15 protein-coding genes are annotated in these 14,174 nt (G+C 69.8%); 4 read left to right on the top strand and 11 right to left on the bottom strand.

Annotation, left to right across the window (positions count from 1 at the left end):
- Positions 1-5 precede the first annotated feature (5 nt).
- The 6 genes from LMI96_RS07470 to LMI96_RS07440 all read right to left on the bottom strand — a co-directional run bounded on the left by LMI96_RS07470 (position 6) and on the right by LMI96_RS07440 (position 7,105).
- On the bottom strand, positions 6-359 hold the full coding sequence (locus LMI96_RS07470; protein ID WP_223722513.1) for a protein-L-isoaspartate carboxylmethyltransferase: 354 nt from the start codon (positions 357-359) through the stop codon (positions 6-8).
- Between the two features lie 89 nt (positions 360-448).
- Positions 449-1,867 (bottom strand): NtaA/DmoA family FMN-dependent monooxygenase, encoded by a 1,419-nt coding sequence (locus LMI96_RS07465; protein ID WP_228361040.1) that lies wholly within the window; start codon positions 1,865-1,867, stop codon positions 449-451.
- Complete coding sequence (locus tag LMI96_RS16115; protein ID WP_267059337.1) at positions 1,864-3,603, bottom strand: ABC transporter ATP-binding protein; 1,740 nt, start codon at positions 3,601-3,603, stop codon at positions 1,864-1,866. The genes LMI96_RS07465 and LMI96_RS16115 overlap by 4 nt, the downstream gene beginning before the upstream one ends.
- A 1-nt stretch (position 3,604) precedes the next feature.
- The gene (locus LMI96_RS07450; RefSeq protein WP_223722516.1) at positions 3,605-4,465 is read right to left on the bottom strand and encodes an ABC transporter permease; all 861 of its coding nucleotides are present in this window, start codon (positions 4,463-4,465) and stop codon (positions 3,605-3,607) included.
- Positions 4,462-5,481: an ABC transporter permease gene (locus LMI96_RS07445; RefSeq protein WP_228361039.1), complete on the bottom strand. Its 1,020-nt coding sequence runs from the start codon at positions 5,479-5,481 to the stop codon at positions 4,462-4,464. The genes LMI96_RS07450 and LMI96_RS07445 overlap by 4 nt, the downstream gene beginning before the upstream one ends.
- A complete protein-coding gene (locus tag LMI96_RS07440; protein WP_228361038.1) occupies positions 5,459-7,105 on the bottom strand; it encodes an ABC transporter substrate-binding protein in 1,647 nt (548 codons plus the stop codon). The genes LMI96_RS07445 and LMI96_RS07440 overlap by 23 nt, the downstream gene beginning before the upstream one ends.
- 367 nt (positions 7,106-7,472) lie before the next feature.
- Between LMI96_RS07440 and LMI96_RS07435 the strand changes: the two genes are divergently transcribed.
- Positions 7,473-8,432: a helix-turn-helix transcriptional regulator gene (locus LMI96_RS07435; protein WP_228361037.1), complete on the top strand. Its 960-nt coding sequence runs from the start codon at positions 7,473-7,475 to the stop codon at positions 8,430-8,432.
- A gap of 253 nt (positions 8,433-8,685) precedes the next feature.
- Here the strand turns inward: LMI96_RS07435 and LMI96_RS07430 are convergent, their stop codons facing one another.
- Both LMI96_RS07430 and LMI96_RS16410 read right to left on the bottom strand, forming a co-directional pair.
- Positions 8,686-9,399, bottom strand: coding sequence for a peptidase M23 (locus tag LMI96_RS07430; protein WP_228361036.1), 714 nt, complete (start codon positions 9,397-9,399; stop codon positions 8,686-8,688).
- Positions 9,400-9,478: 79 nt separating this feature from the next.
- Positions 9,479-9,637: a DUF2256 domain-containing protein gene (locus tag LMI96_RS16410; protein WP_223722521.1), complete on the bottom strand. Its 159-nt coding sequence runs from the start codon at positions 9,635-9,637 to the stop codon at positions 9,479-9,481.
- 53 nt (positions 9,638-9,690) lie between these two features.
- On the opposite strand from LMI96_RS16410, the gene LMI96_RS07425 reads away from it, so the two are divergent.
- Positions 9,691-10,092 carry a hypothetical protein gene (locus tag LMI96_RS07425; RefSeq protein WP_228361035.1) on the top strand — a complete coding sequence of 134 codons (402 nt, stop codon included), beginning with the start codon at positions 9,691-9,693 and terminating at the stop codon, positions 10,090-10,092.
- A 5-nt stretch (positions 10,093-10,097) separates the two neighbouring features.
- Here the strand turns inward: LMI96_RS07425 and LMI96_RS07420 are convergent, their stop codons facing one another.
- Entirely contained in the window at positions 10,098-10,772 is a 675-nt protein-coding gene (locus tag LMI96_RS07420; protein ID WP_228361034.1) for a pentapeptide repeat-containing protein, read from the bottom strand.
- Positions 10,773-10,833: 61 nt separating this feature from the next.
- Here LMI96_RS07420 and LMI96_RS07415 point away from each other — a divergent pair, with 61 nt between their 5' ends.
- On the top strand, positions 10,834-11,073 hold the full coding sequence (locus LMI96_RS07415; protein WP_223722524.1) for a DUF1653 domain-containing protein: 240 nt from the start codon (positions 10,834-10,836) through the stop codon (positions 11,071-11,073).
- A gap of 18 nt (positions 11,074-11,091) precedes the next feature.
- Here LMI96_RS07415 and LMI96_RS07410 read toward each other — a convergent pair whose 3' ends face one another.
- Both LMI96_RS07410 and LMI96_RS07405 read right to left on the bottom strand, forming a co-directional pair.
- The gene (locus tag LMI96_RS07410; RefSeq protein ID WP_228361033.1) at positions 11,092-11,727 is read right to left on the bottom strand and encodes a DUF2510 domain-containing protein; all 636 of its coding nucleotides are present in this window, start codon (positions 11,725-11,727) and stop codon (positions 11,092-11,094) included.
- A 53-nt stretch (positions 11,728-11,780) separates the two neighbouring features.
- Positions 11,781-12,587 (bottom strand): DeoR/GlpR family DNA-binding transcription regulator, encoded by an 807-nt coding sequence (locus LMI96_RS07405; RefSeq protein WP_223722526.1) that lies wholly within the window; start codon positions 12,585-12,587, stop codon positions 11,781-11,783.
- A gap of 214 nt (positions 12,588-12,801) precedes the next feature.
- Between LMI96_RS07405 and LMI96_RS07400 the strand changes: the two genes are divergently transcribed.
- A complete protein-coding gene (locus LMI96_RS07400) occupies positions 12,802-14,076 on the top strand; it encodes a sugar ABC transporter substrate-binding protein (RefSeq protein ID WP_223722527.1) in 1,275 nt (424 codons plus the stop codon).
- Positions 14,077-14,174 lie beyond the last annotated feature (98 nt).

Below are 14,174 nucleotides of genomic sequence, written 5' to 3'. Positions count from 1 at the left end.
CCGTGTCAGTGCGCGGCGGCGAGGAACTCCTCGGACTTCGCCTGAAGGAAGAAGCACAGCGCCGCGACGGTAGCGAGTTCGCCCGATAGCTTCTGCAGGCCGGCCGCGTCCAGCACGACGACGTCCTCGCGCGGTTCGAGCGTGACGATCCACTGCACCGATCCGGGAGCGGCGGGCTCGAGATAGGTCACGGTGCTCGCGTTCGCCAGCTGAACGCGGACGAGTCCGACCTCACCGTCGTCGTCGACATCCTGGCTCAACACCTTGAGCGCCCGAACCTCCGGGTGCCCCTGGGTGATGAACTCCGTCAACCACGACTGCAACGTCTCCATGCTCCGCAACGGCATCGCGTCCCCCATCCCCAGATCGTCGGCATCACCGCCGATACCTGATTATCACCCACGCGGGATGCCGAATCCGACGCGCGGGTGTGGGAAGTCGGAACGAGTCAGACCGCGGCCGGAAGAAGACCCTGCGCGCGGAGGTCATCGGCCTCTGCCCAGGTCGTCGCTCCGTGCGCGAATGCCCCGCGGTACCGGGCCGCGGGGTGGCGCTCGTTGAGCAGCGGCGACCCGAACAGCTTCTGGCGGAGCGGTCCCGGCGCGTACTCGCTCTGGGCGAGTCCGCGCTCGCGCAGCACCGGCAGCACCTTCTCGGCGAATTCTTCGAACGAACCCGGCAGCACCCAGTTGACGACGTTCACCCCGTCGATGCCGGCGGCCTGCCATTCGACGAGCCGGTCGGCGATCTGGTCGGGCGTGCCGACCACGCGTGAGCTTCGCCTACTGATCAGCGCGACATCCTCGACGAGCGGCTCTCGGTCGGTGACCGCCTGCGACGTCCACGACAAGAACCCGCGTGCCGTGTTCGTGTCGATGTCTTTCAACGGCGTCTTCGGGTCGTACACGCGACCGGTCTTATCGACCAGAGCGGAGTGCGCGAGGTAGCCCTCGGTGCTCGCGTACCGCTCGTACTCCTCGGCCTTCTCGTGCGCCTCGATCTCGGTGTCGCCGATGATGAAGCTCAGACCCTGGAAGAACGTGATGTCGTCGGGTTCGCGCCCGTACTCGACGGCTAGGGCGCGGGTCTCGTCGATCTGGCGCTTCGCGATCGCGGGCGAGGGCGCGATGATGAACGTCGCCTCGGCGTTCGCGGCGGCGAATCGGCGCCCCGACGCCGACGACCCGGCCTGGAACAGCAGGGGTGTGCGCTGCGGGGAAGGGGAGGGGAGGTGCGGACCCTCGACGCGGTAGCGCGGGCCCTCGTGGTAGATCTTGTGGATCTTGCTCGCGTCGGCGTAGATGCCGCGCTCCTTGTCTTTCAGGAGCGCTCCGTCGTCCCACGAGCCCTCCCACAGCTTGTAGACCACGTCGACGTACTCCTGCGCCCACCGGTAGCGCTCGCTGTGGTCTGTCAACTGCGGCAGCCCGAAGTTGCGCGCGCCGTTGTCTTGCGTGCCGGTGACGATGTTCCACGCGATCCGGCCGCGCGAGATGTGATCGAGGGTCGACACCTGCCGGGCGAAGTTGAACGGGTGGTTCTGCGCGACGTTCGAAGTGAGCGCGAGCCCGAGATCGATGGTCGAGACGGCGAGGGCGCCGAGCAGCACGGTCGGATCGTGGCTCGGAATCTGCAGGCCGTGCCGCGCGTAGACCTCGAAGTCCGCATCCGCGTCGCCGTAGAGCCCCGTCACGTCGGCGAAGAACATCGCGTCGAACTTGGCGTCCTCGAGAAGCCGGGCGAGGTCGATCCAGAGATCGACGTCCTGGAAGTCGACCTGCCGGGCGTCGGGTCGGCGCCAGTGGCCGTGCTGGATGTGGGAGTTCGTGTGCATCACGAAGGCGTTGAAACGCAGCGGGCGGGTCATGAGTTCGCTCTCTTCTGATCGAGGGGCTTCTGATCAAGGGTGGGCAGCGCTCCGACGAGCTCCTGCGTGTACGGATGCGCGGGCGCCACGAAGATCTGCTCGGACGTGCCGCTCTCCACGACCACGCCGTTCTTCATGACCAGCACACGGTCGCTCATGTGGTGGATGACGCCGAGGTCGTGCGAGATGAAGAGGTAGCTCAGGCCGTAGTCGTTCTGCAGATCCACGAGCAGGTCGAGGATCTGCGCCTGCACCGACACGTCGAGCGCGGACACGGCCTCGTCGAGCACGACGATCTCGGGGGAGGGGGCGAGCGCGCGGGCGATCGCGATGCGTTGACGCTGGCCCCCCGAGAGTCGCAGCGGGAACCGTCGCAGCGTCTCGGGCGGGAGGGCGACCTGTGCGAGCAGGTCCCGGGCGCGCTGCACGCGGGCGCCCCGCCCGAGGCCGGCGTCGGCGGGGATCGCATCGAGCAGGATGCGTTCGACGTTCCACCGGGGATCGAACGAGCTGAGCGGATCTTGCGAGACGACCGAGATGCGACGGCGGAGGACCCGCCGTCGTGATTCGGGCACGGCCGTCCACGGCTGGCCGAGCAACCGCACCTCGCCCGCATCCGCGGCCTCGAGCGCGAGCGCGATGCGCGCCGTCGTGCTCTTGCCCGACCCCGACTCGCCGACGATGCCGAGGGTTTCGCCCCGGTGCAGGGTGAAGCTGACGTCGTCGACCGCGACGGTGGGCGTGCCGTCGGGCGCCGCGAAGCGTTTGACGAGTCCGCGCGCCTCGAGCACGGGCTCGGCCCTGTCCGTCGTGGCGGTGCCGGAGAGCGTGTCGGCGCGCGCGAGATGGAGGCTCGGCGGCGCGAGGCGCTCGCCGCGGGTGTGTCCGCCCGGCACTGCGTCGATGAGGCTCCGCGTGTACGGATGCTGCGGATGCCGCAGCAGTACGTCGGCCGGCCCCTGCTCGACGACCTCGCCGCCGCGCATCACGAGGATCTCGTCGGCGAGGTGCGCGACCACGGAGAGGTCGTGGCTGATGAGAACGAGCGACGCGCCACGCGCCTTCATATCGTCGAGCAGGGCGAGCACCTGCGCCTGCACCGTGACATCGAGCGCGGTCGTGGGTTCGTCGGCGATCACGACGTCAGGGTCGAGGGCGATCGCGGAGGCGATCAGCGCACGCTGGCGGAGTCCCCCCGAGAGTTCGCCGGGCCGCTGCCGTGCGCGACGCTCGGGGGCGGGCACGTCGACGCTCGCGAGCAGTTCGACGGCCTTCGCCCGCCGGGCGGCGCGGTCGCCCCAGCCGTGCAGGCGCAGCGACTCCTCGATCTCGCGCCCGACGGGCCGGAGCGGGTCGAGCGAGACGAGGGCGTCCTGCTGGATGAACCCGATGCGCCGGCCCCGGATGCGGCGCCAGCCCCGCTCCGACTGCGCGGTCAGGTCGGCGACGTGTTCGTCACCCGGGTCATCGGCCGCGCCGAGCAGGACGCGTCCGCTCTGCACGCTGCCCGCGCCGGTGAGGCCGACGAGCGTGCGCGCCGTGACGCTCTTGCCGGAACCGGATTCGCCGACGATCGCGACGCAGCGGCCGGCGTGCAGGTCGAAGGACACCCCGCGAACCACCGACCGCGTCTCGCCGTCGCGGGTGAATCCGACCTCGAGGTTGTCGACGCGCAGGCGCCGTGCCGGGTCGACCGGACCGGCTGCGGCCGCGGGCTTCGTATCGAGCAGTGTCATGTCACTCTCCCGTTTCGAGGCGGTTCTGGATGAAGCGGCCGACCGTCGTCGCGGTGAGGGCGAGCACGAGGATCACGAGCCCCGGGATGACGGTGAGCCACGGCGCCTGCAGCAGGTAGGCGCGGCCGGCGTCGAGGAGGGCGCCCCATTCAGAGGACGGCGGGGCGACCCCGAGGCCGAGGAAGGCGAGGCCGGAGGCCCACACGATCGACTGGCCGATCGACATCGTGAAGATGGCGATGAGGGGGCGCATGGCGTTCGGCAGGATGTGCTGCCGGGTGATGCGCCACCGGCCGTGGCCGAGCGCCCGGGCGGCTTCGACGTAGCCGGCGTTCCGCTCCGACAGGATCTGACCGCGCACCATCCGGGCGTAACCGGGTGCGGTGCTGACGCCGACGGCGAGGATGGCGGTACCGGCCGAGGGGCCGAGGATCGCGACGAGCAGCAGCGAGAACAGCAGCGTCGGGAACGCGAACACGACCTCGAGCACGCGGTTCACGATCGCGGCGGTGACCCGGTCGCCGAGGGCGGCGAGCGTGCCGAGCACGAGCGCGATGACCATCGCGAGCCCGGCGGCGCCGACGCCGATCGCGAGCGACTCACGCGACCCGAAGACGACCCGGCTGTAGAGGTCGCGGCCGCCCTCGTCGGTGCCGAACCAGAACTGCAGCGACGGGGGCTGCAGAGCGTGCGCGAAGTCCTGCGCGGTCGGGGAGTGCGTGGCGAGCAGCGCCGGAGCGACGGCCGCCACGACGAAGAACACCAGTACGAGCACGGAGGCGGTCGCCCCGAGATCGATCCGGATGCGGCGACGCGGTGCGCGGGCCGCCGCATCCGTCCGGGGGGAATCGAAGGTCGTCATGACGTCGTGATCCTCGGGTCGATGATGGTGTACAGGATGTCGACGAGCACGTTCGCGAGCACGTAGACGAGAGCCACGAGCACGACGATCCCGGTGACGACGGGCAGATCCTGCGAGCTGACCGCGGTGACGAGGGTGTCGCCGATTCCGGGCCGGGAGAAGATCGACTCGACGATCACGGCGCCCGAGATGGTCGCGCCGATCGCCCAGCCGGTGAGCGTGATCGCGGGGATCGACGCGTGCCGGAGCACGTGCCGGAGCCGGATCTCGAGGTCGCCCATGCCCCGCATCCGGGCGCTCAGCACGAACGGCTGCTGCAGGACCCGTTCGAACTCGGCCCGGGTCGCCTGGCCCATGAAGCCGGCGAGCGGGATGGCGAGGGTCAGCGCGGGAAGCAGGAGCCCCTCGATACCCGAACCGCCCATGACGGGGAACCAGCGCAGCTGCAGGGCGAACACGAGCAGCAGCAGAATGCCGAGCCAGTACGGCGGGAGGCCGGCCGCCAGCGTGTCGACGCCCGAGCCGAACGCGCGGATGCGGGGGCTCCGACCCGCGGTGAGGGTGACCCAGAACACCATGATCAGCCACGCGAGGGCGATGCCACTGAGACTCAGGGCGAGCGTCGCGCCGAGCTGCTCGGAGATGATGTTCCACACCGGACGGAACTGCTGATACGACGTGCCGAGGTCGCCGCGGAGCAGCCCGCCGAGGTAGCCGAGGTACTGCGTGAGCACGGACTGGTCGAGTCCGTATTGCGCGATGATCGGGGCGAGCTCGTCGGGCGTGCGTTGCTGGGCCTGGCCGGTGCGGATGTTCAGGATGGCGGTCGCCCGGTCGCCGGGGAGGGCGAGCTGGGCGAGGAACGCCGCGGTCGCGGCGCCCCACAGCACGATGATCGCGCTGCCGATGCTGCCGACCAGGGGGCGAACGCGGCGGCCGAGACGTGAGCGGGAGCTCGAGGCCCGCGCGGGTGCGCGGACCTCGAGCGCGGGCTCACTCGACGAAGTGAGCGTCATAGAACGTCGGTCCTCCCTGTGCGTGCTCCTGCCAGACGCCCTGGAGGTCGGGGCTGACGGCGAGCGTGCTGAGCCGGTCGTAGAGGCCGACCGAGGTGGCGTGGTCGGCGATGTAGTTCTGCGCCTGGGCGTAGAGATCGTCTTGCGTTGCCGGGTCGGCCTCCGAGTTCGCGGCGAGGATGAGTCGCTCGAGTTCGGGGTCGCTGTAGAACGCGGAGTTCGAGTAGTTCGGATCGTCGTCCGTGCTCGGGCGCCAGTTGATGTAGAGGATGCCGGCGTTGATGGCGGTCCAGTACCCGACCGACAGGTCGTACGAGTCGGGGGTGCTGTAGTCGCCGCCCCAGAGATCGGCCTGGCTGAGCGGGCGCAGTTCGACCTTGAAGCCCACGGCCTTCGCCTGCTCCTGCACGGCCTGCAGGATCGAGGCGCCGTCGGTGTTGATGATGGAGCCGGCGCCGTAGGGGAGTAGGACGTCGAGCACCTCGCCGTCCTTCACGCGGTAGCCGTCGGCGTTGGTCTCGCTCCAGCCCGCCGCATCCAGCAGCTCGTCTGCCTTCTCCGGGTCGTACGTGTAGAGGTCGGCGGCTTCCTGGCTGTAGGCCGGGGTCGTCTGGCTGACGGCGCCGTTGCCCTCGTAAGGGATCACGCCCTGCCCGATCGTGTCGACGATCTGCTTTCGGTCGAGCGCGTAGACGAAGGCCTTCCGCACGTTCTCGTCGACGAACGGGCCCTCGGCGGTGTTGAACGAGATCTGCTGCGGGCGGCCCGCCGTCACGTATTTCTCGAGGGTGTACCCGGCGGTGTCGAGCGTCTCCCAGGAGGTCGCCGGTACGTCGTAGATGAGGTTCGCCTGGCCGGACTGGAGTGCCGCGACGCGCGTCGTCGGGTCGGCGACGAAGCGCCAGTCGACGGTGTCGACGTACGCCGGTCCGGTGTGCTCGGCGTTCGCGGGCCACGACGTGTAGTCGTCGTTGCGCGCGAGGATGACGTTCTGACCGCGGTTCCATTCCTCGACCGTGAACGCGCCGGAACCGATGGGCGCCGCGCAGTTCTCCTCGTCGGTGCGGGTTTCGAGCGCGTGCTGCGACTGGATGCCGAAGTAGCCCTGCGTGAGGTTCTGGATGAAGTTCGTGTACGGGCGCGACAGGTGGATGGCGACCGTCGTGTCGTCGACGGCCTCCGCGGACTCGTAGTAGCCGCCGAGCCAGACGCGGGCCGTGCTGTTGCCCCCGCCCACCCAGTAGTCGAAGTTGTACGCGACGGCCTCGGCGTTCACGGGGGTGCCGTCGGTGAACGAGACGCCCTTCTTCAGAGCGATCGTGTAGGTGAGTCCGTCGTCGGAGACCTCCCACGATTCGCCGAGCCACGGCACCGCGTTCCCGTCGGCGTCGAGCGAGAACAGGCTGTCGAGTACCTGGTACGAGATGTACGCCTGCTCGATCCAGCCGCCAAAGATGCAGGAGGGCTCCTGTTGGTGGGCGTAGACGATCGTGCCGCCCTTGACGAGTTGGGCGTCGGCGGCGGGCCGGGCGGCGGCGGAGCCGCTGCACGCGGTCAGCGCGAGAGCGGCGACGGATGCGGCGGCAGCCAGGGGGACGAGACGGCGAAGGGTGCGGTGGGCCATGGCCCCGAGCGTCGCACCGGGCGGTGCGGCGCCCCCACCGGGTGTGACGCATCCGGACTTCCGTCGTCATACGGGTTCATGTGCCGCGGCGCCGCGTCGCAGGGGCCCACGCGCCCGCAGCGGGGGGAACGCCGCGGGCTGCCATGCTCCCCCAGGACGTCATGCCAGCCCGCGGCTCCGTGCTGGCCGCCGCGTTCGCGCACGTCCCCCGACGGTGGGCGCGCGGCAGCATCTCGCACCCGCCGAACGTATCCCTTCGCCCCGCGCGGCGGCGGGCGTTTCGACGATTCCCGGACAATCTCGGACACCCCGGTCGCTAGGCTGCGATCGCGGGAACGACCGCGAGCACGAGACGCATGGGGCGGATGTGGACGACGGCACGAGCGAGACCTTCGACGACATCGCGGGCGATCTGCAGGCGCTGCGCGCCGATGCCGGTCACGTGTCGTACGCCGAGATCGCTCGACGCATCGCCGAGCGACGGCAGGCGGCCGGGATGCCGGCGTCGGCGGCCCGACTGGCGCGCAGCACCGTCTACGACGTCTTCCGCCCCGGTCGGGCGCGCATCAGCGCGACCCTCGTCGGCGAGATCGCCGCCGTGCTCGGCGAAGGCGACGCCGCGGTGGACCGCTGGGTCGCGCGGTGCCGCGCGGCGCGGGCCCGCGCCGAACGGCCGACGACGACCGCAGACACGGATGCCGTTACCGTGACGGGAGCCGGCACGGACACCCGCCGGCCTCTTTCCCGGGGGAGGTTCGTGGTCGCGGTGCTGGCCGCATCCGCGCTCGTGAACCTCATCGCGATCACGCTCGAACCGAGCCTCCACCTGCCGCTGTATCTCGACATGATCGGCACGTCGGTCGCCGCGATCGCGCTCGGGCCGTGGTTCGGCGTGCTGGTCGCGGTGATCACGAATCTCAGCGGTGCGGCAGTGGGCAACCCGGATGCGGCGCCCTTCGTGCTGGTGAACATCGCGGGCGCGCTCGTCTGGGGCTACGGCGCACGCCTCGGGCTCGCGCGCACCGTGCCGCGGTTCTTCGCGCTCAATCTGCTCGTCGCGGTGACGTGCACGCTCGTGGCGGTGCCCCTGCTGATGCTGATGTTCGAGGGCGGCGCCGGGCATTCTGCCGACACCCTGATGCACCGGATCCTGGGTCTGAGCGGTGCCATGGTCTGGTCGGTGTTCGTGTCGAACCTCATGGTGTCTGTGCCCGACAAGCTCATCGCGGGGTTCGTGGCGCTCGCGGTGGTCGACGGGGTGCAGCGGCGGTGGCGGGTCTCGATCCCCGTCGAGGTGCCGACGTCGGCGAGCACGCCGCCCCGCTGATCACGCTGCGGAGCGGAGCGCGGACGCACGGGGAAGGGCCGGCGGGCTGCCATCCCCCCACGACATGGCAGCCCACGCTTCGCGTCCGGCCGTCGCCGCTACGCGATCCCCACGGCGATGTTCTCCACGAGGTCGCGTTCTTGTTCCCCCGCAAGACGCGCTGACCATCGGTGAAGCGCATCGCCGCATGTCATTCGGAGCGGCGGCGGATTCGGATGGAGAAGTTGTCAACAAGAGCCGAGATCGCCCGCGCTCACCCCGCGGGGCAGAGCGGGATGCCGTCGAGCTTGTCGTTTGCGAGCGGCGTTCCGCCGAGCGCGGCGACGACGCGGACGGCGCGGTCCCAGTAGCGCGCGTAGTGGTTGGCGTCGGCGTTGATCTGCGTGTTGTGCGCGACGATCGTCGGATCGAGGGCGGCGCGGTCGGGAATGCGGGCCGCCATCGCCCGGTAGAAGAGAGTCGCTGCCGTGTACGCGTCGAGGCGTTGCTCGCGGGTTCCCCAGTTGTCCTGCTGCTGGAAGAGCCCGATCGAGGTCGTGCGCGAGCCGTCGGGGTTGGTGACCCCGCTCGTCTCCCAGTCGCCGTAGTCGATGTTGCGCAGCGACGACTCGCCCATGGCGGTCATGATCGCGATGGTCTGGTCGCGGTCGTCGAATCCGAGGTCGCGCCCCGCGCGCAGGATGGTGCACGCGTTGCCGAGCTGCTCGACGCCGTACCCGGCGATGTTCGGGGGAACGGGCGCCGGGGGGAGCGCTGCATCCGGGTCGAAGGCCGGCACCGTCACGCCGTCGACGGCGTCGTCGAGGGCGGCCGCGAGTGCGGTGAATGCGAAGCCGCCGCCCCAGACGAGGCCGCCGCCGATCAGGACGGGAATCAGGATGCCGAACGCGATGAGCCACGCCCGCCGGGTGCGCCGCCGTCGCGCGGGCTTTCGGCGGACGGGCCGCGCGGGAGGACGGGCGTGCATCCGTTCCCCTCCGGTCGGTGTGCGGGCGGCGTCGATCCAGCGTAGGGCGGACGGCTGGGCGATCTCCGCGAAGTGCCCCTCAGTCCGCGTGACCGCGTCGGTCGCGGGCCGCCGCGGCGCGGCACGACGCCGAGCAGTACTTGACCTCGTCCCATTGATCCCGGCCGCTCCACCGCTTCCGGTCGGTGAACGGGCGTCCGCAGTGTGCGCACGGCTTGCTGCGTTTCGGGCTGGTCATGACGGCTCACCGTATCGTGGCTCGGCGAGACGGCTCGGGCGTATCGTTCAGGCATGTCTCCGAAACATCGCGTTGCTGCGCTGGCCGCGAGTCTGGCCGTCGCCGCTCTCGGACTCACCGGGTGTGCGGGCGGTACGCGCTGGTCCGACCTCGACCGGGAGCCGTCGGCCGACGATGCGATTCCGGGGTCGGTGACCTGGGTTGACGGTGCGGACGAATCGAGCGTGCGGTTCGTGGGCGAGTACGAGGGGACGCGGTTGTGGCTGCTGCGCACCGAACGCGGAATCTGTCTCGTGCAGTACCCCGAGAGCAAGGAATGGGCGAGCGGCTGCACGGAACCTGCGGGCGAGTTCGCCACGAGCGGGCCGGGCGGCAGCTTCCGGGTGTACCCCGACGACGGGATCCCGCCCGACGGTGCGGTGCAGATCTCGGAGAACGTGTACGCGACCAGCTGATCCGGTCAGTCGGCGATGTGGATACCGAGCGCCTCGGCGAGAGCGGGCGCGAGCGCCTGCAGCTGATCGGTGCTGAGACTCGCGCCGCGCAGGCCCTCGATGCCGTCGATGCGCCCCGGGTCGAGGGTGCGCAGATCGACGTCGGTGAGGCGCGCGCCGTGCAGCGTGAGCGCGCGGACGGTCGTGTCGCGGAACGCCATCCGGCTGACGACCGCCGCACTCAGGTCGAGCTCGTCGATCGTGCAGTCGGTGAAGAGCAGGTCGGTGAGGCGCGCGGAGCGCAGGTTGAGGTAGCCGAGGCGGCATCCGGTGACGTGCACGGACTGCCAGGTGGAGTCGTAGAGTTCGGCGGATCCGATGCGGGAGTCCTGCACGACGACGTCGCGGAGCGAGAGGGACGCTGCCCCCAGCACCGGTGCGTCGACCCGCACGAGCCGGGTCTCGACGAGCGACGCGGAGCGCAGGTGCAGCTCGCGCGCCGAGATGTCGCGCAGAAGCGATTCGCTGAGCCCGATCCCCTCGAGGTCGACGCCGGTGAGGTCTCCCGAGATCTCGACCAGCTCGAGGTTCGAGTGCGTCAACAGGCTCGCGGACTCGATCGGTTCGCGCGTGACGTCGACGATCGGCGTGATGCGGGGCGGCCGGGGTCGCTCGGCCTGGGCGCGGCTGCGGTTCGTCACCGGTCGAGCTTACGACCCGCCGCCGCCCTACGCTCGAGGGAGCGAATCGAGGGGAACGACGATGGACGGCAACGATCAGGGCACCCCGGATGCGGTGTCCCCGGGCGTGTACGCGCACTTCCGCGGCGCGCGGTACGAAGTGATCGGCGTCGGTCGGCACAGCGAGACCGAGGAGTGGCACGTCTTCTACCGCCAGCTGTACGGCGACGGCGGGTCATGGGTGCGCCCCCTTCAAATGTTCGTGGAGGAGGTCGACCGCGACGGCTATCGCGGCCCCCGCTTCGCTCGCGTGAGCGACTGATCGCCGCGGCCGACGTGCTCAGCGGTAGCTGTTCGCCGAGCGGACGATGTCGGTGATCGAGTCGAGGGTGACCTCGATGGAGATTCCGACGATGATCCCGCCGGCGATCAATCCGGCGAGGTTTGCGAGGCCGACGGCCCACAGCACGCCCGCTCCGCGGCCCGTGCGCCGGATGCTGACGATCGCGCGCCCGACCGCGTAGACGGAGTTCAGGAACGCCCACGGCCACGGGAACGGCCGGTCGATTCCGCGGGCGCGCAGTTCGCGGTGGTCGAGATAGGCGAACCACACGATCAGTCCGCTGAGGACGATCCCGACGAACATCGCCAGCAGGTACCAGGGCGACGTGTAGATGCCGAGCGACGCGAACGGTGCGCGCCGCGGGTCCATGCTCGCCGCGATGGTCTCTTCCAGGATCGAGCGCCACGGCACGATCAGGATCGTGAGCACCGAGACCAGCGGCAGCAGCGCGATGAGCCAGATCCACACGGTCTGCGTGTTCACCTCGGGGGTGCGCGTGGGCGGCGCCTGCACGTGCGGCGTCCACGCGGCGCCGTCCCAGTAGCGGACGACGCCGGGCGCCCACGGATCGGCGTACCATCCCGCCGGCGTTGCGCCCGTCGGTGCACCGGATGCGGAGATGTTGTCGGTCACGAAGCTCCCCCTTCTCATCGACCCCTCCACCGTAACCGGCGCGCGGCCGGGAGTCAGGGGGTGAGGACGGTGACCCCCGCGGCGGATAGCGCCGCGGCGAGCCCGGAGGGCGGCTCCTGATCGGTGATCAGGTAGTCCACGCCGTCGAGCGGGGCGACCTGTGCGAACAGGCGGCGCTCGAGCTTCGTCGAGTCGGCGAGGATCGCGGTGCGGTCGGCGCGGCGCACCATCTCGGCCATCATCGACGCGTCGCCAAGGTTCGAGGCGGAGTAGCCCGATTCGTCGACCGCACCGACGGCGACGAGCGCGATGTCGCAGCGGATGTCGACCTCGGGGCTGGTGGCGCTCATCGGCAGCGAGACGGGTCCGGTCGTCGCCTGGGTCAGGGTGCGAACGGCCCCGCCGAAGATGTAGAGATCGCGGAAGACCGTGGGGGAGATCTCGCTCGGCACCCGCAGGTTGTTGGTCGCGATGGTCAGGTCGCGGTGGTTGCGCAGCGCCCGCGCGACGGCCAGGGTCGTCGTTCCCGCATTCAGCATCAGGACCGAGCCGTCCTTCACGAGCTCGACGGCGAGCTTCGCGATCTTGTCCTTCTCGGTGACCTGCATCCGGAGTCTGACATCGAGTCCGCGGTCGCGCCCGGGGCCCTCGGTGGCGCTCACCGCGCCGCCGTGCGTGCGCACGAGGGCGCCCTCGCGGTCGAGTTGATCGAGATCGCGCCGGATGGTGTCGATCGAGACACCGAAGTGGGCCGCGAGGTCGGCGACCGTGACCCGGCCGAACTGGCGGACGTACGCGGCCAGGTCGGCTTTGCGGCCGGCTGGAAGGCGGCGGCCTCGTTCGGGATTTTGAGCTTCCATCCCGACATATCTAGCACATTGCGGCAGATGCCGCGCAAATTCGTGCAGGAAACAGCACGCCGTCACGCGGCAACGGAGCCCCTCGCACGCAGGAAAGTTGTTGACTCGTTCGAGTTTCCCCTGCATACTCATGCTGAAAGAGGCAGAAACCCGCAGAAGAGCGCGTAATGCCGCAGGATCTCGAAGAGGAGACACCATGGCTACACATCGGCGCATGCACCGCCGAGCAGTGATGCTCGCAGGCATCGCAACCACCGCAGCGGCCGTCGTCGTATTGACGTCGTGCAGTTCCGGCGGATCAGGAGAGAGCGCGGACGGTGACGTCACCATCGAGTTCGCGCAGTGGTGGGAACCGGAGCTGCCCGACGGGGAGTTCCGTGCGCTGATCGACGACTTCGAAGCAGCGAACCCGGGCATCACCGTCGACCTCGTCAGCGGCCCGTACGCGTCGACGAAGGAGCAGCTATTCGCCGGGGCGGCGTCAGGAACGATGCCCGACGTCGTGGGTCTGGACGGCGCGTGGGTCAACGACTTCGCCTCGCAGGGCGTCATCGCCGACCTCAGCACGCTGATGGCCGACAGTGGCTACGACGACAGCGAACTGGCGAGCCAGGTGCAGGTCGACGGCAAGACGTACATGATCCCGGTGGTCAACTTCGTCTACCCGATGTTCACGAACGACGACCTGCTCGCGCAGGCAGGAATCGACGCCCCGCCGTCGACCCGCAGCGAGTTCGCGGATGCGGCCGAGAAGGTCTCGGCGCTCGGCGATGACGCATCCGGATGGGTGCTCCCGCTGTCGCTCGAGGCGCCGAACGGTGTGCAGAACGACGTCATGTCGTGGGTGTGGGCATCCGGCGGATCGATGCTCGCCGACGGTCAGCCCGACCTGACGAACGACGACGTGACCTCGGCCACCGAGTTCATCGGCGACCTGTGGGACTCGGGCGCGATCGCCTCCGGCAGCTTCACGATGAAGGAGCAGGACAAGGTCGAGGAGTTCACGAACGGCCGGGTCGGCATGATGATCGACTCGCTCGCGCACATCAACCTCATCCGCGAGACGAACCCCGACCTGAAGTTCTCGATCTCGGCCATCCCGGCCGAGGACGACTACACCGGTGAACGCGGCATCCCGTACGCGTCGTGGGGCATCGGCGTCGCCGAGAACTCCGAGCACAAAGACGCGGCGTTCAAGCTCGTCTCGTACCTGATGAGCGAGGAGACGAACTCGAAGCTGTCGACCATGGCGAACGCGTTCCCCGGCAACACGAAGTCGGTTCCCGAGTTCGTCGCCGACGACGACCTGTTCGCGACGGCGTTCGAGATCTACAAGGCGGGATACCCGGCGAACGAGTTCACCGGACTCCCCGTCGCCGAGGAGCTCATGCGCCAGTTCGGCGAGCAGTTCCAGGCGGCGCTGGATGGGCAGCAGTCCATCCCGGATGCGCTGGAGAAGGCGCAGACCGCCTGGACAGCCGAGTTCTGATCCCTCCCGACCGGGGCGGGGGGGGGGCCCCCCCCCGGGGGGGGGCCCCCCCCCCCCCCCCACCCCACCCCCCCCCCCCCCCCAAAAGCAACCGCCCC

Origin of the sequence: Microbacterium sp. cx-59, from assembly GCF_020805625.1 — a bacterium.
GTDB lineage: Bacteria > Actinomycetota > Actinomycetes > Actinomycetales > Microbacteriaceae > Microbacterium.
This window is presented reverse-complemented; position numbering and strand designations above follow the sequence as displayed.